Source organism: Nonomuraea marmarensis (assembly GCF_043197025.1).
GTDB classification, from domain to species: domain Bacteria; phylum Actinomycetota; class Actinomycetes; order Streptosporangiales; family Streptosporangiaceae; genus Nonomuraea; species Nonomuraea marmarensis.
In genome coordinates, this window is the sequence record NZ_JBICRM010000028.1 from 1 (window position 1) to 15,943 (window position 15,943).

Here is a 15,943-nt window from a genome sequence, read left to right on the forward strand (position 1 = left end):
GACGTACTTAACGACTTCGGCCCGCAATTCGGGAGAGTAATGCCTCGGCCTCTTCGCCACTACCTTGCCTTCCGGGTGTCACGTAAACCCTACTTGGGTCCGTGTCCGGAAAGATCGGGGCACCCCAGTAGCCCTCGCTCTCGGCATCCGGCAAGGGGAAGCTCTTGGCCTGCGCTGGTCGTACATCGACATGGACACGGGTGAGATTCGCGCCTGGTTTCAAGTACAACGCCAGGAATGGCAGCACGGCTGCGATGACCCGCATAAGTGCGGCGAGAAGTGGCACCGCTGGCCGTGCCACAAGAAATGCAAGCTTCACAGGCACCGGCCCACCTGCAAGCCCGGATGCACCAGCCCCGGGCACAACTGCTACAAACGCCCTTGCCTCAAGGACTGCGCTGGCCACGCCGACAAGTGCCCGCTACGCAAGGGCGGCGGCATCGTCTTCCGTAAGCGCAAAGGCCGGAGCAAGCTGACCCTCCAATGCCCGCCCGAGCTCCTCATGCAGCTCAAGGAACACCGCCAGCTCCAGGACGCCGAGCGCGAGAAGGCCGGCGACCGCTGGGAGCATCACGACCTGGTGTTCGCCACCCGCCACGGCACGCCGATCGAGCGCACCGAGGACTGGAAGCTGTGGAAAGCCATTCTCCAGCAGGCCGAAGTCCGGGACGTACGAGTCCACGACGCCCGCCACACTGCCGCGACTCTCCTCATCGAACAGGGCGTGAACATCAGGGTCGTACAGGAGGTGCTCGGTCACACGAGGGTGACCACCACCGAGCGCTACACCCACGTATCCACGCCCCTCATGCGCGACGCAGGCGAGCGCCTAGCCTCCGCACTCTGGGGAAATCCGTAGCCGTTGCAACTAGCCCTGCAACTATGAACCCCTCAAAGATCAAAAGGCCCTCCCCCCAAGACTGGGGTGAGGGCCTTCTAGCTGCGGAGGATCGGGGATTTGAACCCCGGATGGTGTTGCCACCAAACCGCATTAGCAGTGCGGCGCCATAGACCTGACTAGGCGAATCCTCCCGGAAGCCATCGCGGCTCAGCACAGCGTACCGGCCTTCCGCCAAGGCGGCAAAGCGATTGCACTCCCGCCTTCACCAAGAGTTATCAACAGCCTGTGGGTAACTGCCTGTGGATGAAGCCCGCCCAGAGCCAGGGCGGGCTTGCGGGTTGTGGATAACTTCCGACCACGGACTACGCTACGCCGGGTTCGCTTCGCCCTCGATCTCGATCTTGACCTTCTTGCCCACCAGGACGCCACCGGTCTCCAGGGCCTGGTTCCAGGTCAGGCCGAAGTCCTCGCGGTCGAACTCCGTGGTGATCGAGAAGCCCCAGACCGCCTGGCCCCAGGGGTTGTTGCCGGCGCCCCCGTACTCGACCGTGAGCTCCACTTCCTTGGTGACGTCACGGATCGTCAGGTCACCGACGACGGTGAACTCGTCGCCCGAGTGGCCGGTCACGCGCGTGCTCCGGAAGGTGACCGTCGGGTACTTGTCGACGGACAGGAAGTCGTCGCTGCGCAGGTGGGTGTCACGGTCCGGAACGCCGGTGGTGATGCTCTCCGTCTGGATCGTGAGCTCGGCGGTCGACTCCAGCGGGTTGGCGGCCACCGTGACCGAGCCGGTGAAGGCGTCGAATTGGCCGCGGACCTTGCTGACCATCATGTGCTTGACCACGAAACCGATGCGGGTGTGGGCTACGTCCAGGTTGTAAGTGCCGGCGGCGGGGAGGGTCAGGGACTCCCAGGTACGGGTGGTCATCGGGGTTCTCCTAAGAAGACTGTCGTGCGGATGTCTGCGGCAACAAATGTCTACACGAGGAATATTCCGCAAGTCAACTATCGTCGGCTAAGGTATGAGCGTGATGAACTTTGACGACTCCCGGCTGACGGCTGTCGGGCTGCTGAGCGAGGTGCACGCTGGGCTGATGGCCACGTTCCAGCCGGTGCTCGGCGCCGCGGGGTTGTCGGAGATCGACTTCGAGACCGCCATCCGGCTGGCCCGCTCCCCCGGCCAGCGGCTGCGGATGAGCGATCTGGCGGCCCAGACCGGGCTCTCGACCAGCGGCGTCACCAGGGTCGTCGACCGGCTCGAACGCGAAGGGCTGGTGCAGCGGGAGGCGTGCTCAACCGACCGCAGGGCCTCGTACGCCGTGCTCACCGAAGCCGGACGCGAGCGGCTGGAGACCGTGCTGCCCCAGCACCTGCAGGACATCGACGACTGCTTCACCGGCCTGCTCGGGGAGAGCGAGCTGGACGCGTTCCTGACCACCCTGCGCAAGATCAGAGGCGTCGTACGCCCGTGCGCTACGGCGGGGGCTGTCGAGACGGAAGCCCCAGCGCGCTCCTGAGCTTGGCCATCGCGCGTGACACCGTGCTCTTGACCGTGCCGACGCTGATCCCGAGCGTCCTGGCGATCTCCGGCTCGGTCATGTCCTCGTAATAGCGCAGCACGATCGCGGCCCGCATGCGCTCCGGCAGCTCGTTCAGCGCCTGTTCGAGCAGCTCGTGCACGTCGCCGACGGATACCGGCTCGGGTGGAGTCTCAGGCAGCTCATCGGACGGATACTCCTCCAGCTTGCGCCGGCGCCACTGCGAGATGTTGATGTTGACCATCGCCCGCCGCACGTAGCCGTCCAGCGCGCCGCGGTCCTCGATGCGGTCCCAGGCCAGGTACGTCTTGGTCAGCGCGTTCTGCAGCAGGTCCTCCGCGTCCAGCGGGTGTCCCGTGAGCTGATGAGCCGCACGCAGCAGCGAGGGCCCGCGGGCCCTCACATAGTCGTGGAACTCGTCTTCCCAGTGCATCGTGGCCAGAATCGCAGCTTGATGCCCTATTGAGCCTGAACCAGAATTCAGGTTTCGGTCCGCCGAGGATAAAGGTCAGTCAAGGTCGGTGGCGGTTTCTTCGACGCCGGGTGTCTACTCCCTTCCCCAGGGATGCGTATTTTGCTCTCGTCTGCGCCACTACGGTGTGAGCCACCCCCAAGTCATGTGAATCTAGTACCTGACGAGGGAGGGCGGATGGGCTATCCGAGCGTTGTGCGCCGCCGGGTGCTCGCCGCGGCCGCGCTCGGCCGCGAATCCGGCGTTCCCGGCCCTGACCCGGACAACGGCGAACCTTTGCGCGCCGTCGCCGGTGAGATCCTGGACGTCAGCCCGCATCTCATCATCATCGAGACCCCCGGCGGCACCGAGGAACGGCTCGTGATCGCGCCATGGGCCACCGCCTGGCACGGCGCGGACGTCGCCCCCGCCGATCTGCCCGTGGGTTCCATGGTCATGATGCGGGCCCTGCACGAAGGCCGCGTGATCGAACGGATCTGGGCCGACACCACCCGCATCACCGGGACGATCCTCTCGATTCAAGGACGTAAAGACCTGACCGTCGAGCTCGACTGCGGGCCGCACCGGGGTCACCGTACGATCGTCATCCCCTACCGGGCGTCGGGGCGGTTGCAGGTGCGGCATCCGAAGTTCGAGCCCGGTTACCTGTTCGACGCGATCGGGATCAGGCAGGACGGGGCCGGGCTGGCGCTGCTGCCCGCGACCTCGCAGCCGCCCTACCCGGCACGCGCCGTGCCCGCACCGCCGCCCGCGTACGCCGGAGTGCAGTCGCGGATCTCCGGGACCGCCACGTGGTCGGACACGTTCGACGAGGAAGAGCGGGGGGCGGCCTACCCGATGCTGGAGCGTACCGACACCGGTTGCCCGGAGGCCGGGGCTTCGTGCACGGGCCTGCCGTACCTCGCCGTCGGGTCGTTGCTCCAGATCCGGAACCTCTGCTCGCATCGCTCCGCCAACGTGCCGGTGGTGGCCTGCGGGTGCGTGGCCGGGCGGTTCTGTGATCGCTGCGTCGAATGCGACACGTCGCCGCGCGGGCGGATCACGGAGTTGTCGCCGTTCTCGTATGTGGAGCTCGGCGGCGACTTGGTCAAAGGGTGCTTCAACGCTCAGATCGGATTGGGGTGACACGCGTGCTGGAATCGCAGCTCCCGCTCCTGATCGTGCTGCTCTCCATGGGCACGGTAGCCAAGGTGATCACGGTGCGGTCCGGAGGTGAGCCAGGCTCGCTGTCCAGGCTGGGGCCCGCGGTGCTGGTGCCCGGGCGCATGCAGGCCCCCGCGCTGCTGATCTGCGCCGCCGGTGAGCTGGGGCTGGCCGCGGGGTTGCTGCTCACGACTCATCCGCTCTTCAGGTGGGGTACGGTCGCGTTCTTCGCGCTGTCCACGTACGTGCTGGTCGAGCTGCGCAGGCGGCGGCCGGACGCGGGGTGCGGCTGCTTCGGCGAGGTGAGCTCGGCGCCCGTCGGGCTGCGTTCGATCGGCAGGACCGTGGCGCTGACCGTGATGGCCGGATTGTCGGTATGGTCGCCGGTCCCGGGGTGGGCGGCCATGATCGAGCCGTCGTGGCTCATGGCCGCCGGCGTGGCCGTGCTCGCCGTGTTGTCGCCGGAGATCGAGGAAATGATCGACCGGGTACGGTTCCGCGCCCCCTGCGAGCAGCGGCCCGGCCCTGCCGAGTCGATCACCCTGGCCAGACTCAGGTCGAGCGGCGCCTGGCGGGCCCAGCAGGACGAGCTCACCTCGGCCGAGCCGTACGACAGCTGGCGCGAGTTGTGCTGGCGTTTCTTCGCCTTCCGGAACCACGACCTGGACGACGTCGTCTTCGCCGTCTATCTGAGCGGGCGGCGCCCGGCGGTGCGGATGGCCGTGGTGAGCGCGGCGGACAGCGACTCTCTGCCGGAATATACGCCAGTATCGGCCTGACGCTATAGAGCGTTAGATTCCGCTCGACAGGCATGGCGATATAGCTCTATTGGGCTGTCTAGCTTCCCCACTAGACAGCCCAATAGAGGACTAGGGGGTGCCGCTCAGATCGGTTGAGCGCGCAGGAACTTCCCGAAGTGCGGCACCGTGAACGCGATCAGGCCGCGTTCGGCGCTGTAGATGAGCCCTTTCTTGATGAGGCTGTCGCGGGCGGGCGAGAGGCTGGACGGCTTTCGCCCGAGGGAGTCGGCCACCTCGGCGGTGGCGACCGGCTCGTCGCCGATCTGCGCCATGGCGTGCATGTAGTCGCGCTCGGCCGGGGTGGCCCGCTCGTAGCGGCTGCCGAAGAACCCGACCGCGAGCTCCTCCTCGGCCTCCGGCGCGGAGACCTTGACGTCTTCGATGGTGATCGGGGTGCGCGGCGCCAGGTCCCAGGCGACCTTGCCGTAGGCCTGCACGAAATAGGGATAACCGTCGGCCGCCTCGTAGAGCGCGTCGAGGGCCTCCTGGGTGAACTCCACCTCTTCCCCCCGCGCCGGCAGGATCAGCGCGAGATCGGCGGCGTCCCGGTCGAGCTTGTCGATGCGCGCGTAGCGGAAGAGCCGCTCGGAATAGCTCTTGCTGGCCGACAACACGCTCGGCAGGTGCGGCAGCCCGGCCCCCACCACGATCAGCGGCCCGCCCGTCTGCGACAACTCGTGGCAGGCGGCGCAGAGCGCGGAGACGTCGGCGGCCTGCACGTCCTGCATCTCGTCGATGAACAGCGCGATGCCCACGGCCAGGTCGGTGGCCACGCCGGCCGCGTCGACGAACAACTCGGTGAGGTCGATCTCCAGGTCGCCCGAGTCGGCGCGCCCGCGGCTGGCGGGCACCTCGATGCCGGGCGACCAGTGCGAGGTGCCCTTGGCCGCCTTGGGATCGCGCATGGCGAACGCCTTGAGCACCCCGAGGAACTCCTCGATGCGCTCGGGCGCGCGGTGCCGCGGGGCCAGCTCGCGGATCGCCATGTGCAGGGCCGCGGCCACGGGCCGCCTGATCGACTGGTCGGGCCGGGCCTCGATCTTGCCCGTGCCCCACAGCCGCTGCATGGCCATCGACTTGAACGTGTTGAGCAGGACGGTCTTGCCGACTCCCCGCAGGCCGGTGACGACCATGCTGCGCTCGGGGCGACCGCGGGCCACTCGCTCCAGCACGACCTCGAACTGCTGCAGCTCACGGTCGCGCCCGGCCAGCTCCGGCGGGCGCTGCCCGGCGCCGGGGGCGTAGGGATTGCGCACAGGGTCCACGCTCTCGGACTTTATTGCCGGATATAGCGGCCGTCTTAGATTTGGGAAGAAAGTGCTACGGCGTGTCCGAGCAGGGGCGGTCGCGAGCACCGTCACCGGACACACCCCCTCTCACCAGGCCGAACCCATGTTCGATTTCGTTACCTAGAACTGTAGCGCGGACTCGAACACCTATGCGATGGTTTCGAGTAAAGATCTTTGCAACAGGCGGGCCCTCTCGAGCGTCTCTGTGGTGTGGAGTTCGAAATCGGTCACGATCGACGAGGCGGGCAGCTGGATCGGCATCGGCACGCCCTCCGAACCCAGCACGATCATCTACTGGGGGCAAGCGCGGCACGTTCAGGGTGCTGAACTTGGCAGCCGTCCCGCCCGCGCAATAGCGTTCGGGGCTATGCGGACCTTCGCGAACGTTCAGGAGCTCAAGGCGGCCGTCGGCGAGACGTTCGGCCCGACCGAGTGGCGCACCGTCACCCAGGAACAGGTCAACCTCTTCGCCGACGCCACCAGTGACCACCAGTGGATCCACGTGGACGTGGAGCGGGCCAAGGAGGGGCCGTTCGGGGGCACGATCGCCCACGGTTATCTGAGCCTGTCGCTGCTGCCGTCGTTCATGTTCGAGATGGTCAAGGTCGAAGGCATCGCGATGGGGGTCAACTACGGCCTGAACAAGGTCCGCTTTCCCCGGCCGGTGCTGGTCGGGGCACGGGTCAGGGCTGTGGGCGAGCTCACGGACGTCAAGGGGACGCCGGCCGGTTACCTGTCCAACCTGAAGATGACGATCGAGATCGAGGGCGAGAAGCGGCCCGCCTGCGTCGCGGAGACGCTCAGCCTGTACGTTCCGGCCGAGTAGCGGTTACAGGACGATCGCCGCGATCGCGGCCAGCGCGATGAGCCCGAGATAGGCCAGTACGAGCCGGGTGTCCCTGAGCAGGCATTTGCTTCGGGTCAGCCCGGCTCGGCGCGCCCTCCAGTAGCCCGCGAAACCCAGCACCGCGAACCCGAGCACCGCCCATGGGCCGAGCAGCCAGGCCAGCAACGCGACGGTCGCGTATACGCACAACCGGAGCGGGTCGTACGGCTCGGCTTTCCTCTCGGTTCTCACAGGGCCACCTCGAACGGCGATCGGGGTTGCGCGGCCACGGCCGACAGGCGTTGCCTGGAGAGCTGCGGCCAGGCCTGCACCGCGCAGAACGGCGCGCACTGGTCCTGCTCGGCTCGCGTGCCCACGTGCACGCAACACTGCGTGAGCCGCTCCTCGATCATGGTCGAGATGTCCATGAACGGCTTGACCGTGATGCGCACGACCCGCTCCCCCAGCATCCTGCGCAGCTTCTTCCGCCTGCCCGGCAGGGCCGACGAGGCCAGGGTGAGGAGGGTGGAAATGCCCAGGTCGCAGTTCTCGCAGATGTCGCGCCACAGGTCACCGATCTGCGGGTGCGACAGCGACGACTGCTCGGACAGCAGCCCGAGCAGGGACTCCTGTACGGCCTGCCGCAGCTCGCGCGGGATCTCGGTGTCGGCGATGCGGTTGGAGACCAGGCCCAGGTTCTCCTTGAGGCGGTCGTGGCCGATCAGCGCGGTGAGCGAGCGCCACTGGCGGGCGTCGTCGCGGATGAGGTAGCCGACCGAGCAGCAGTGGGGGTGGGAGCAGGGCAGGGCGGTGAGGTCGTGCCAGGTCACCAGGCCGCCGGTCTGCGGGCCGAGGCGTTTGAGCACGCCGGTGTGGGTGAGCCTGTTCGTGGGGTCGATGGTGCCCGACCTGCCCGAGCCGAACTGGGGCTGCAGGGACACGCCTCCGACGTACGGGGTGTCGAGCGCGAGGCGTACGACGTCGCCGATCTCGCCGTCGTTGACGTCCAGCGCGGCCGTCATGACGAGGGTGGTGAAGATCTCGCGTTCGGACAGGCGCTGTACGGCCTGCGCCTTGATGCGGGTCAGGTCGCCGCCTCGGTGGTGTTTCGAGGCTTCCGCCGAGCCGTCGTACTGGAGGTAGACCTCGACCCGCTCCCGGTGCTCGGTGAGGAGGTCGAGCAGGGAGTCGTCCCTGGCTATGAGGACGCCGTTGGTGTTGATCAGGATGCGGGTGATCGGGCGTTGTTCGAGCTCGGTGAGGAGGGTTTTGAGCTCGGGGTGGAGTGTGGGCTCGCCGCCGCTGAGCATGAGGACGTCGAGCTTGCCGTTCTCCCTCTTGAGGCGCTGGTCGACGTTCGCGAGGACGTCCGGCACGGGGACGATGCCGGTCAGGTCCGGTGAGCTGTCGGCGAAGCAGGTGGGGCAGCGGAGGTTGCAGGCTTCGGCGATGTCTTCGAGGAGAATGCAGGTGTGCTGGGTCTGCAGCTCGGGGAGGCCGTGGAGGTAGGCCTCGGGGACTGGCCGAAAGTTCCCGGACATATCGGGTATGTGCTGTTTTGTCGGGGCGGTCCATTCTTCGAGATATTTCAGGATTTCTGGGTCTTCGTCGTACAACGTCCTGATAAGGCCGTGTTTGCGGCAGCCGCGTTCCAGCCATACCTGGCCGTCGCGTTCCGCCAGATAGCCGCTCAGCCGCTCGACCTGGTCGAGGTCCTGGCCGTGGCAGTGGGGGCAGAACGCGTTGACGTACCTGAGGATGCGGTCACCCCGCAGACCCATCCCTGTGCTCATGTCATGACCTTCCGCTCGAAAAGGGGATCGTAGTAGCCGCGCCGCCACCCGTACCCGAGCCTCAGCGCGAGCAGTAACAACCCGGGGATCAGGAACCATTGGGGCCTGGTCAGATCAAGCCATACCGTCTCGTTCGCCCTGGTGAACTCGACGAGGAAGCGGAAGACGGCGTATCCCGCGAGGTAGAGCGTGAACGACTCGCCGGGTTGGGTGAGCCGCTTGCGCGCCCACAGCAGCGCGCCGAACGCGGCCAGCTGAAAGATGATCTCGTAGATGAACGACGGATGCATGGCCTGGCCGGTGAGACAACCTGGGCATTCTGGGGTCGTCGGCGGTGCATGCACGCCCCACGGCAGGTCGGTGGGCCGCCCGGGCGCCTCGGTCAGATGGCACCCGATCCTGCCCACCGCCATCCCGAGTGCCACCGCCGGGGCGAACAGGTCTCCGGTCCGCTCCTTGTACCCGATGATCTTCTTGGCCACGAGCACTCCGACGTACGCGCCGGTCAGGCCGCCGAGGATGCTGCGGGAGCCGTACAGCCAGAGGTCCTGCAGGTCGAGCGTTTCCAGCCATCCCGCCAGCCGCATCCCGATGGCGCCCCCGACCAGGGCTCCGGTGACGGCGATCAGCGACTGCTCGTTGAGCGCACCCCGCCCTCTCGCTTCCCGTACGAAGACGACGGAGGCCACGAACACCCCCAGGCCGACGAATATCTCGTGGTAGGGCATGTCAGGCGTACAGGCCCGGGTTGAGCCCGGTGCAGAAGCCGGCGGACAGGATCGACCACAGAGCCCATCCGATCATCAGGCCCAGCCCCAGGCCCCTCGACCAGGGTTTACGGATGAGGTTGAGCCCGATGCCCACGCCCAGGCCGATGAGAGCGAGCACGGCTGTGCCGGCTATGACGTAGGGCGTGTTGGCGCCATTGTTGTCCAATGCGGCGAAGAAGATGAAGAACCCGATCACGCTATTGACGACGCTGTAGAGGGCCAGACCGGCGAACATCAACCCAATGAGCACTCCTACGGAACCACCACTGGATGAAGGGGGTGGCGGTGGCCCGTACCCGGCTTGCCCGAATGACGGGCCGTACGGCGGCTCGCCGTACGGCGGTTGCCCTTGAGGCCCGGAGGACCACTGTCCGTACGGCGACTGCCTGTGGGGCGGCTGCCCGGACGACGGTTGCCCATAACCCGACGGTTGCCCATAACCCGACGACCCCGATCCGGACGCCCCTTGAGACGGCGGCACCTCTCCCGAATCGTCCGGCTCCTGCGATGACGAAGACGGCGGTGTGGTCATTAGCGCGGCTTACCCCCTAGTCGCGATCAGCCTAGGAGCCGGCAATTGACGTCCGATCAATACCTGCGACAACCCGCCCATCTGGTCCATCTAGGTGTACATCTCCGGATTGAGCCCCGTGCAGTATCCGGCCGAGACGATCGACGCCAGCGCCCACCCGATCATCAACCCCAGCCCCAACCCCAGCGACCAAGACTTCCGCAGGAACACGAACACCAGCCCAGCACCGATGCCCAGCAGCGCCAGAACCCCGGCCCCCACCCCGATCGCCACCGTGGACTCCAAGCTCAAAGCAACGAGTCCCACGACCACATTGACGAACAGATACCCGAAGACCCCGACGAACGCCAGCCCAACAACGACCCCGGTCTGACGAGGCGGTTCGGACGAAGGCGGAGGCGGAATGCTCACGGCGCTCACACTACGGCTCTATGACCCCTCTGAGTAGTAAATCGCCGCCTGCACCCCCATCGCGAAGGCCACCCCAGCCCACAACGCCGCCCGTTTCATGTCCCCTATCCCACCACCACCCGGCCACTGCTCCCTCCTGCGAGAGACGAGCCTGTGGATACACCTTTCGATGTATCCACAGGCTCGGTTCCACTGACGATGTGCCGGCCCCAAACGAGCCCAAAACTGAAATACGTGATTGTCGCTACCCTCATCGCCTGCGAGATCGCCTTCTGGCTCCTTCTCGTCCTGGCCCTGGCCACCCGCTACCTCTGGAACCACCGCAAAATCAGCACCGCCCTCCTGATCGCCATCCCGTTCCTGGACGTCATCCTCCTGGCGACCGCCGCAATGGACATGAGGAGCGGAACCACGGCGAACTTCACGCACGGTCTGGCGGCGGCGTACCTGGCCTACTCGATCGTCTTCGGCCACCGCACGATCCGCTGGGCGGACGCCAAGTTCCACCACCGCTTCGCCGACGGCCCACCACCATGGAAGCCCCCGGCGGGGGCATGCCCCGCGCCCGCTACGAGTGGGCGCTCTGGCTCCGCATAGTCCTGGCCTACGCCATAACCTGCGGCCTCCTGTTCACCCTGACCTGGCTCGTCGCCGACCCCAGCCGCACCCAGCCCCTGATGGACTTCATGACCGGCCTCCTCAAGGTCTCCCTGATCGCCGTCCTGTGGCCCCTCAGCTACACCCTGTGGCCGCGCAAGACCGAGCCGACGAGCTCATGATTGCCGTATCTGGTTCGAGGCAGTCGCCGGAACCCGCTATGCTTGTCTACGCAGCGAGCGGCCGTAGCTCAATGGATAGAGCATCTGACTACGGATCAGAAGGTTACGGGTTCGACTCCTGTCGGCCGCGCACATACAAAAGGCCCGCCACCAGGGATTCCCTGGAGCGGGCCTTTATGTTTGTCAGGACAACATCGGGATCTTGCTAACACCTTGGCTAACAGCGTGGCTCCCGGGTGGCTCCCACTACTCGCCGATCGCCTGGGTGAAGACATCCGCCGCCGACGCTTCCGCCGTACGGATCACGTGGGCGTACACGCGGAGCGTGATCGACGGGTCGGCATGACCGAGGCAGGCCGCGACGACGTGGACGGGCACGCCCGCCAGGAGGAGCGTGGACGGTCGCGAAGAGGCTTTGCCAGGCGAGCAGCCAGCGCCAGTGCTGGGGCAGGTGCAGGATGAGGGGGCCGCGGCCGTGCCGAGACAGGCGGGCGGGCACGCAGATCAGGTGACGGCGCAGGGTGGCTCCGCGTGCTTTGGCGTGGAAGGCTCCGGCCAGGCAGCCGGTGGCGCGCAGCAGGTTGTGTCGCGCGCCCTCGGGCATGATCCACATGCTCATCAGAAGGCGTATCTGCCGCCGCCATCATCCTGTTGTGGCGGATGTGTATGAGCTGCTCGTCTCGGTGACGCGTGCGTGCCGGCGATCATCACCGTCATCGACGGGGCGTCGCTCGGGCCGGACGAGCGCCTGCTGACCGTCCCCTGACGAGGGACGTTCAGCAGGCGCCGGCCGCGGCGACCACCGTCTCGATCTCCGCGGCCAGCAGGTGGCCGGCGTCCATGCCCATGCTGTCGAAGGCGCCGGAGATCTCGAGCGAGACGAGCCCGTGGAGGCGGGACCAGCCGAGCACAGCGACCCGCAGCGCCCGCGTGGAGATGCCCGGGGGCGCGCCGATCTCCTGCGCCCACCGCAACAGCGCCTCGTCCTGCGAGGCGCCGTCTGGAGAGGACGGCGGCGCGATCTCCGCCAGGGCGTCGAGCAGGGCGAGCATCCCCTGGTTGAACGCGATGACGCCCTCCGGCGGGTCCTGCGCGCCGGGCGAGCGGTCGCTGAACAGCATCGCGTACCGGCGCGGGTGGTCCAGGGCCCAGCGCCGGTAGGCGTGGGCGATGCGGGCGACCCGGCCCGGGGCATCCTGCCCGGCCTTCTCCCGCCCCGTCTCCTCCCGCCCTTCCCGCCCGGCTGCGGCGACCGTGGAGCCGAGGTCGGCGTAGGCGGCGATGAGCAGCGCGTCCAGCAGCGCCTCGCGCGAGGGGAAGTAGCGGTAGAGCGCCGGCGGGGTCATGCCCATGGCCTTGCCGACGGACGCGATCGACACGTGGTCCACGCCGCCCTCGTCGACGAGCTCGAAGGCGTGCTGCTTGATCTCCTCGACCGTCTGCCGCCGGAGCCGTTCGCGGCGGGTGAGGGGTTCGGAGTCTGTAGCCATGAAGGGAGTGTAGCCCCATTGCGTGCACTACGATCCGACGCTACAGTCAAGTTCAGTAACAAAAGTTAATGATCGTAACTCAATCGGCACCACCCGGACAAGGAGCCACCATGACCGTCAAAACCGCCACCCTCGCCAGCCCCGCCCCCTGGGCGGACCGGACCGGACGCGCGCTGATGGCCATCGACGCGGTCGCGACCCTCGTCGCGTTCACAGGCGGGGTCATGAACATGATCAACGCGTCCGACGACCGCTTAATGGTCGAGGGATGGCGGACGTTCGGCTACCTCGTCTTCGCCGGCATGTGGGCCATGCTGGCTCTCCGGCCGCGCAGACACCCCGGCCTCTGGGAACTCATCCTGCTCCAGAAGATCCCGGTCACCATCTGGGCCTTCGCGATCGGCGCCGTGCCCGAGGCACAGACGGCCAGCCTCATCGACCTCGGCCTCGTGGTGACGACCATCCCCGCGTACGTGCTGTGCCGCGGCTGGTACAGCTGGCGCACCACCCTGCCCACCCCAGCCCCCACCCAGCCCGCCGGCGCAACCAGCTGACGCGCGCTGGAAATCACGCTGCAGGTCTGTGACCATCATGGCCATGACATCGACCAGAAAGGGCCATGCCGCGTAGGCGCCCTTCCGCGGTCCGTACCAGAGGACCAGCGTGCGGCACCCACAGAGCGTTGATCCACCACGTACCCGGACTCGGGCGCCGTCCGATGGCCCGCCTGACCCCTGGTCAGTCCTCAGAGGCGATCACTTTGGCGGTGAAGCTCGCCAGCTGCGCCTGCATTCTTTCGCGTGGCACGCGCTCTTGACCGGCCAGGTGTTCGACGAGGTCGGCTCGGGTGGCGGCGAGCAGTGCATGGGCGGTGAAGTCGCTGTCGGTCAGACCCGGAATCTGCTCCAGCACGGCTTGGAGCAGGCTGTGCCACCGCTCGTAATGCTCTGCCTGGTAAGGGCTGCTGTTCCCGGTTTCCTCCAGGGCCAGCGCGAGAGGGCGGTTGTCGAGCTTGAAGCACAGGACGGCGTCGAGCAGTGCGGGTATGCGCTGAAGCGGCGGAGTGGCGGGCCCCAGGGGCGGCGGACCCGCTTCGACGACTTCCATGATCGGTTCGAGCCGTGCCGCGTACAGTGCGCGGATCAGTCCGGTGCGGTCACCGAAGGCGCGAAAGAGCGTTCCTTTGCCAACGCCGGCCACAGCCTGCGACTGCTGCTGGACAAGGACATTCCCGCCTGGGTCAGCCTCTGGGCCGAGGACGGCATCCTGGAGTTCCCCTTCGCCCCTCAGGGGTGGCCGGGGCGTTTGACAGGCAAGGAGGCCATCGCGGCCTACATGCGCCACTATCCCGACCACATCGACCTGCACGACTTCCCTGAGGTGCGGATCCACCAGACCACCGACCCGGAGACCATCGTGGTCGAGATGCGCGGCGTCGGACGCCTGGTGGAGACCGGCAACCCCTTCGACATGACCTACATCGCCGTGGTGACCGTCCAGGACGGGCATGTCACCTCTTACCGCGACTACTGGAACCCCCTCGCCGTTCTCGAACCCGGCGTCGGCTTCGCCGGGAGCGCCCAGTGACCGCCGCCGACACCGTTTTGGTCATCGGCGCCACCGGCACCACCGGCGGCCGCACCGCCACGCAGCTGACAGCCCTCGGCCACCGCGTCAAGGCGGCCAGCCGTCACGCCGCCCCGGTCTCTGGCGCGGAGCCGGTCCGATTCGACTGGTACGACCCTGCCACCCACGTCGCCGCCCTTGACGGAGTCGATGGCATCTACCTCACACCACCACTGGGCGACGCCGACCCGGCAGCGGTCATGCTGCCGTTCCTCCAGGAGGCCCGCGCCGTCGGCGTACGCCGCGCTGTGCTCCTCAGCTCCTCGGCCATACCCGAGGGCGGCCCAGCGGTGGGAAGGGTGCACCAGGCCCTGCCCGGCCTGTTCGAGCAGTGGGCGGTGCTGCGACCCTCCTGGTTCATGCAGAACTTCACCGGCACACACGTCCACGCCCTCGGCATCCGCGAAAACGGCACCATCCTGACCGCCACCGGCAGCGGCCGTGTCGGCTTCATTGACGCCGAGGACATCGCGGCCGCCGCCGTACACGCCCTCACCGACGAACACGCCCCCAACACCGATCTCGTCCTCACCGGACCGGAGGCACTGAGCTACGACGACGTCGCCGCGATCATCACCGAGGTCACCGGGCGGCCTGTGGTCCACCACCGTCTTTCCTACGAGCAAATGCGCGATCGCCTCACGGCGCTGATGCCGCCGGAGTTCGCCGCGATGCTGGCCGGCATGGACCACGCCATCGCCGAGGGAGCCGAGGACCGCCTCACCGACGCCGTCCAGCGCCTCACCGGTCGACCCCCGCGCACCTTCCGCGCCTTCCTTGAAAAGGAGATGTGATGAAGGATGTGCCGGGGGAAGCGGTGTTGCGGTCGTTTTCCCCGGCACGGGTGTCATCGGCGCAGGCCGAGCCGCTGGATGAGGCGTCGGTAGCGTTCGATGTCGGTTCTGCGTAGGTACTTCAGCAGTCGCCGCCGACGACCGTTGAGCATCTGCAACCCGCGACGGCTGTGATGGTCCAGCTGGTGGGTGCGCAGATGCGCGGTGATGTCGGCGATCCGATGGGTCAATAGCGCGATCTGCACTTCAGGTGAACCGGTGTCACCTTCGAAGGTTGCGTACTCCGCAATGATCGCTTTCTTGCGCGCGTCTTCGAGCGCCATGATCTCCCTTGATCTCTGGAGGTCGGTCAGCGCGCGCAGTCAGGCCGCCGCAGCGGGGCCGGAAGTGTCAGGGCCGCGGGGCCGGGCGGGCATGTTCACGCTGACCAGGGTTTTCTCTGCTGCATTGATCAGAGTCGGTAAACATGCTGGTTCTCCTCCCGTACCGCGACACGATCCAGAAAGGCGGCCGGCGGTTCTGCTCGCCGTACCGTTGTGTCGATCCTTGGCTGGTCGATGCGCAAAGCGCAACTGATTTATCCGTCCGGGCTGTACTACCGATCTCAGAAGGTTACGGGTTCGACTCCTGTCGGCCGCGCACATACGAAAGGCCCGCCACCAGGGATTCTCTGGAGCGGGCCTTCGTGTTAGTCACGACCGTTTAACCGTCCACCTCATAGCGGTACCAACGCTGTGGATCCCCGTCTTCGTACAGCCACAGCGTCCCATCTCTGCCGATCTTCCCCCGTGCCCAGCCGGTGGGGTGCCGGTCGTCTGGCAGCAATAGGTGCTCACGAT

Annotated in this window: 23 protein-coding genes and 3 tRNA genes; 12 read left to right on the top strand and 14 right to left on the bottom strand. The window is 67.0% G+C overall.

From position 1 onward, the window contains the following. The first annotated feature begins 502 nt into the window (after positions 1–502). Positions 503–859, top strand: a complete 357-nt coding sequence (locus ACFLIM_RS34915; protein WP_393172641.1) for a tyrosine-type recombinase/integrase — start codon at positions 503–505, stop codon at positions 857–859. 84 nt (positions 860–943) lie between these two features. On the opposite strand, the gene ACFLIM_RS34920 is transcribed toward ACFLIM_RS34915, so the two are convergent. Together ACFLIM_RS34920 and ACFLIM_RS34925 are read right to left on the bottom strand one after the other, a co-directional pair. Then, positions 944–1,032 (bottom strand) — tRNA-Ser (locus ACFLIM_RS34920). Positions 1,033–1,208: 176 nt separating this feature from the next. After that, a complete protein-coding gene (locus tag ACFLIM_RS34925) occupies positions 1,209–1,769 on the bottom strand; it encodes a YceI family protein (protein WP_393172642.1) in 561 nt (186 codons plus the stop codon). Positions 1,770–1,872: 103 nt separating this feature from the next. Here ACFLIM_RS34925 and ACFLIM_RS34930 point away from each other — a divergent pair, with 103 nt between their 5' ends. Next, the gene (locus ACFLIM_RS34930; protein ID WP_393172774.1) at positions 1,873–2,358 is read left to right on the top strand and encodes a MarR family winged helix-turn-helix transcriptional regulator; all 486 of its coding nucleotides are present in this window, start codon (positions 1,873–1,875) and stop codon (positions 2,356–2,358) included. On the opposite strand, the gene ACFLIM_RS34935 is transcribed toward ACFLIM_RS34930, so the two are convergent. Next, a complete protein-coding gene (locus ACFLIM_RS34935) occupies positions 2,315–2,812 on the bottom strand; it encodes a SigE family RNA polymerase sigma factor (protein ID WP_393172643.1) in 498 nt (165 codons plus the stop codon). The two genes, ACFLIM_RS34930 and ACFLIM_RS34935, sit on opposite strands and share 44 nt — an antisense overlap. Positions 2,813–3,028: 216 nt before the next feature. On the opposite strand from ACFLIM_RS34935, the gene ACFLIM_RS34940 reads away from it, so the two are divergent. Next, entirely contained in the window at positions 3,029–3,976 is a 948-nt protein-coding gene (locus ACFLIM_RS34940) for a hypothetical protein (protein ID WP_393172644.1), read from the top strand. 5 nt (positions 3,977–3,981) lie between these two features. After that, positions 3,982–4,773, top strand: a complete 792-nt coding sequence (locus tag ACFLIM_RS34945; RefSeq protein WP_393172645.1) for a MauE/DoxX family redox-associated membrane protein — start codon at positions 3,982–3,984, stop codon at positions 4,771–4,773. A gap of 104 nt (positions 4,774–4,877) precedes the next feature. On the opposite strand, the gene ACFLIM_RS34950 is transcribed toward ACFLIM_RS34945, so the two are convergent. Both ACFLIM_RS34950 and ACFLIM_RS34955 read right to left on the bottom strand, forming a co-directional pair. Further along, positions 4,878–6,059, bottom strand: coding sequence for an AAA family ATPase (locus ACFLIM_RS34950; RefSeq protein ID WP_393172646.1), 1,182 nt, complete (start codon positions 6,057–6,059; stop codon positions 4,878–4,880). 171 nt (positions 6,060–6,230) lie between these two features. Next, positions 6,231–6,374, bottom strand: a complete 144-nt coding sequence (locus ACFLIM_RS34955; protein ID WP_393172647.1) for a hypothetical protein — start codon at positions 6,372–6,374, stop codon at positions 6,231–6,233. A gap of 76 nt (positions 6,375–6,450) precedes the next feature. Here ACFLIM_RS34955 and ACFLIM_RS34960 point away from each other — a divergent pair, with 76 nt between their 5' ends. Next, the gene (locus ACFLIM_RS34960; RefSeq protein ID WP_393172648.1) at positions 6,451–6,909 is read left to right on the top strand and encodes a MaoC family dehydratase; all 459 of its coding nucleotides are present in this window, start codon (positions 6,451–6,453) and stop codon (positions 6,907–6,909) included. Positions 6,910–6,912: 3 nt separating this feature from the next. On the opposite strand, the gene ACFLIM_RS34965 is transcribed toward ACFLIM_RS34960, so the two are convergent. The 5 genes from ACFLIM_RS34965 to ACFLIM_RS34985 all read right to left on the bottom strand — a co-directional run bounded on the left by ACFLIM_RS34965 (position 6,913) and on the right by ACFLIM_RS34985 (position 10,415). Beyond that, entirely contained in the window at positions 6,913–7,161 is a 249-nt protein-coding gene (locus ACFLIM_RS34965) for a hypothetical protein (RefSeq protein WP_393172649.1), read from the bottom strand. Further along, a complete protein-coding gene (locus ACFLIM_RS34970) occupies positions 7,158–8,702 on the bottom strand; it encodes a radical SAM protein (protein ID WP_393172650.1) in 1,545 nt (514 codons plus the stop codon). Before ACFLIM_RS34970 ends, ACFLIM_RS34965 begins: the two co-directional genes overlap by 4 nt. Beyond that, positions 8,699–9,430, bottom strand: a complete 732-nt coding sequence (locus ACFLIM_RS34975) for a prolipoprotein diacylglyceryl transferase (protein WP_393172651.1) — start codon at positions 9,428–9,430, stop codon at positions 8,699–8,701. The genes ACFLIM_RS34970 and ACFLIM_RS34975 overlap by 4 nt, the downstream gene beginning before the upstream one ends. Before the next feature lies 1 nt (position 9,431). After that, positions 9,432–9,707, bottom strand: a complete 276-nt coding sequence (locus tag ACFLIM_RS34980; RefSeq protein WP_393172652.1) for a hypothetical protein — start codon at positions 9,705–9,707, stop codon at positions 9,432–9,434. Positions 9,708–10,094: 387 nt separating this feature from the next. Further along, on the bottom strand, positions 10,095–10,415 hold the full coding sequence (locus ACFLIM_RS34985; RefSeq protein WP_393172653.1) for a hypothetical protein: 321 nt from the start codon (positions 10,413–10,415) through the stop codon (positions 10,095–10,097). Positions 10,416–10,649: 234 nt separating this feature from the next. On the opposite strand from ACFLIM_RS34985, the gene ACFLIM_RS34990 reads away from it, so the two are divergent. The 3 genes from ACFLIM_RS34990 to ACFLIM_RS35000 all read left to right on the top strand — a co-directional run bounded on the left by ACFLIM_RS34990 (position 10,650) and on the right by ACFLIM_RS35000 (position 11,324). Further along, positions 10,650–11,012, top strand: coding sequence for a hypothetical protein (locus tag ACFLIM_RS34990; protein WP_393172654.1), 363 nt, complete (start codon positions 10,650–10,652; stop codon positions 11,010–11,012). After that, positions 10,970–11,194 (top strand): hypothetical protein, encoded by a 225-nt coding sequence (locus tag ACFLIM_RS34995; protein WP_393172655.1) that lies wholly within the window; start codon positions 10,970–10,972, stop codon positions 11,192–11,194. Before ACFLIM_RS34990 ends, ACFLIM_RS34995 begins: the two co-directional genes overlap by 43 nt. Positions 11,195–11,251: 57 nt before the next feature. Next, positions 11,252–11,324, top strand: a tRNA-Arg gene (locus ACFLIM_RS35000). A gap of 116 nt (positions 11,325–11,440) precedes the next feature. Here the strand turns inward: ACFLIM_RS35000 and ACFLIM_RS35005 are convergent. Further along, positions 11,441–11,572: an integrase gene (locus ACFLIM_RS35005; protein WP_393172656.1), complete on the bottom strand. Its 132-nt coding sequence runs from the start codon at positions 11,570–11,572 to the stop codon at positions 11,441–11,443. Between the two features lie 398 nt (positions 11,573–11,970). Continuing rightward, positions 11,971–12,684, bottom strand: coding sequence for a TetR/AcrR family transcriptional regulator (locus tag ACFLIM_RS35010; RefSeq protein ID WP_393172657.1), 714 nt, complete (start codon positions 12,682–12,684; stop codon positions 11,971–11,973). Between the two features lie 110 nt (positions 12,685–12,794). Between ACFLIM_RS35010 and ACFLIM_RS35015 the strand changes: the two genes are divergently transcribed. Further along, entirely contained in the window at positions 12,795–13,238 is a 444-nt protein-coding gene (locus ACFLIM_RS35015) for a hypothetical protein (protein ID WP_393172658.1), read from the top strand. A gap of 184 nt (positions 13,239–13,422) precedes the next feature. On the opposite strand, the gene ACFLIM_RS35020 is transcribed toward ACFLIM_RS35015, so the two are convergent. Then, on the bottom strand, positions 13,423–13,884 hold the full coding sequence (locus tag ACFLIM_RS35020; protein ID WP_393172775.1) for a TetR/AcrR family transcriptional regulator: 462 nt from the start codon (positions 13,882–13,884) through the stop codon (positions 13,423–13,425). A gap of 66 nt (positions 13,885–13,950) precedes the next feature. Here ACFLIM_RS35020 and ACFLIM_RS35025 point away from each other — a divergent pair, with 66 nt between their 5' ends. Both ACFLIM_RS35025 and ACFLIM_RS35030 read left to right on the top strand, forming a co-directional pair. Continuing rightward, positions 13,951–14,271 (top strand): nuclear transport factor 2 family protein, encoded by a 321-nt coding sequence (locus tag ACFLIM_RS35025; RefSeq protein WP_393172776.1) that lies wholly within the window; start codon positions 13,951–13,953, stop codon positions 14,269–14,271. Continuing rightward, positions 14,268–15,104, top strand: coding sequence for an NmrA family NAD(P)-binding protein (locus tag ACFLIM_RS35030; RefSeq protein ID WP_393172659.1), 837 nt, complete (start codon positions 14,268–14,270; stop codon positions 15,102–15,104). Before ACFLIM_RS35025 ends, ACFLIM_RS35030 begins: the two co-directional genes overlap by 4 nt. A 53-nt stretch (positions 15,105–15,157) precedes the next feature. Here ACFLIM_RS35030 and rpsO read toward each other — a convergent pair whose 3' ends face one another. Continuing rightward, a complete protein-coding gene (gene rpsO, locus ACFLIM_RS35035) occupies positions 15,158–15,427 on the bottom strand; it encodes a 30S ribosomal protein S15 (RefSeq protein ID WP_393172660.1) in 270 nt (89 codons plus the stop codon). A gap of 226 nt (positions 15,428–15,653) precedes the next feature. On the opposite strand from rpsO, the gene ACFLIM_RS35040 reads away from it, so the two are divergent. Beyond that, positions 15,654–15,743: transfer RNA gene (locus tag ACFLIM_RS35040), tRNA-OTHER, on the top strand. Positions 15,744–15,943 lie beyond the last annotated feature (200 nt).

What these genes read in the sequence shown, in the direction of transcription:
- ACFLIM_RS34915 (WP_393172641.1), top strand. Translation starts at nt 503, where the DNA reads ATGCAGCTCAAGGAACACCGCCAGCTCCAGGACGCCGAGCGCGAGAAG.
- ACFLIM_RS34925 (WP_393172642.1), bottom strand. Translation starts at nt 1,769, where the DNA reads ATGACCACCCGTACCTGGGAGTCCCTGACCCTCCCCGCCGCCGGCACT.
- ACFLIM_RS34930 (WP_393172774.1), top strand. Translation starts at nt 1,873, where the DNA reads ATGAACTTTGACGACTCCCGGCTGACGGCTGTCGGGCTGCTGAGCGAG.
- ACFLIM_RS34935 (WP_393172643.1), bottom strand. Translation starts at nt 2,812, where the DNA reads ATGCACTGGGAAGACGAGTTCCACGACTATGTGAGGGCCCGCGGGCCC.
- ACFLIM_RS34940 (WP_393172644.1), top strand. Translation starts at nt 3,029, where the DNA reads ATGGGCTATCCGAGCGTTGTGCGCCGCCGGGTGCTCGCCGCGGCCGCG.
- ACFLIM_RS34955 (WP_393172647.1), bottom strand. Translation starts at nt 6,374, where the DNA reads ATGATCGTGCTGGGTTCGGAGGGCGTGCCGATGCCGATCCAGCTGCCC.
- ACFLIM_RS34960 (WP_393172648.1), top strand. Translation starts at nt 6,451, where the DNA reads ATGCGGACCTTCGCGAACGTTCAGGAGCTCAAGGCGGCCGTCGGCGAG.
- ACFLIM_RS34970 (WP_393172650.1), bottom strand. Translation starts at nt 8,702, where the DNA reads ATGAGCACAGGGATGGGTCTGCGGGGTGACCGCATCCTCAGGTACGTC.
- ACFLIM_RS34975 (WP_393172651.1), bottom strand. Translation starts at nt 9,430, where the DNA reads ATGCCCTACCACGAGATATTCGTCGGCCTGGGGGTGTTCGTGGCCTCC.
- ACFLIM_RS34980 (WP_393172652.1), bottom strand. Translation starts at nt 9,707, where the DNA reads ATGTTCGCCGGTCTGGCCCTCTACAGCGTCGTCAATAGCGTGATCGGG.
- ACFLIM_RS34995 (WP_393172655.1), top strand. Translation starts at nt 10,970, where the DNA reads ATGCCCCGCGCCCGCTACGAGTGGGCGCTCTGGCTCCGCATAGTCCTG.
- ACFLIM_RS35010 (WP_393172657.1), bottom strand. Translation starts at nt 12,684, where the DNA reads ATGGCTACAGACTCCGAACCCCTCACCCGCCGCGAACGGCTCCGGCGG.
- ACFLIM_RS35015 (WP_393172658.1), top strand. Translation starts at nt 12,795, where the DNA reads ATGACCGTCAAAACCGCCACCCTCGCCAGCCCCGCCCCCTGGGCGGAC.
- rpsO (WP_393172660.1), bottom strand. Translation starts at nt 15,427, where the DNA reads ATGGCGCTCGAAGACGCGCGCAAGAAAGCGATCATTGCGGAGTACGCA.